The organism is Lysobacter sp. N42, assembly GCF_004344885.1.
Map to the genome: position 1 here is coordinate 1 of NZ_SKFB01000140.1, position 666 is coordinate 666.

General features: G+C 78.7%; 2 protein-coding genes. Both read left to right on the forward strand.

The genetic code is table 11. The features are described 5' to 3' along the window. A partial coding sequence (locus tag EYQ95_RS26550; RefSeq protein ID WP_207916730.1) for a hypothetical protein occupies window positions 1-397 on the forward strand: 397 nt, incomplete at its 5' end. After that, a partial coding sequence (locus EYQ95_RS26270) for a DUF3106 domain-containing protein (RefSeq protein ID WP_132332198.1) occupies window positions 387-666 on the forward strand: 280 nt, incomplete at its 3' end. The genes EYQ95_RS26550 and EYQ95_RS26270, both read left to right, overlap by 11 nt.

The following is a 666-nucleotide window of genomic DNA, read 5'->3' on the forward strand; positions in this document are numbered from 1 at the left end:
GGCCCTGGCCGGCACCGCCGAGCGCTTCTTCCCCGCGCCCGAGCGCCGCCGCGCCTGGCCGCTGGCGGCGGTCGCGGCGGCCGTCGTTGTCGCGCTGGCGGCGACCTGGTGGCTGGAGCGGCGCGTCGACGACCGCGTCGACGTGCTCACGCTCGGTCCGCCCGGCAAGCCTGCCTCGCGCTATTCCCCGACGGCGGGACTGGTGGCCCACCCGGACTTCGCCCTGCTGGCCGATCCCGAGGGCGAACGGCTTGCCCTCGACGTCGCCTTCCTCAGCTGGAGCGCCGCCCAGGCCGACGCCGCCGCGGCGCCGGTCGACCCGCTGGCGCCGCGCCCGGCGCCGCCCGAGGCGCTCGTTCCCATGGCGCCGCACGGAGAGAGCACCGGTGCGCCCTAGCCCCGTGCTGGCGGCCGTGGCCGTGCTGCTGGCCTCCGCATTCGTCCATGCCCGCGTACCGGACGACTTCCGGCGCGTGCTCGCGCTGCTGCAGCCCGTGCAGCGCGAACGCCTGCAGGACCAGGCACGGCAGTGGAGTCGCTGGACGCCGGCGCAGCGCACCGGCTTCGCGCGGCGCGCGGCCGCTTGGAACGCGCTGCCGCTGCCGGAGCGCCGCCGCCGGCGCGAGGCCTGGGCGGCCGCGCGCTGGCGACCGGAGGCGGCAAGGA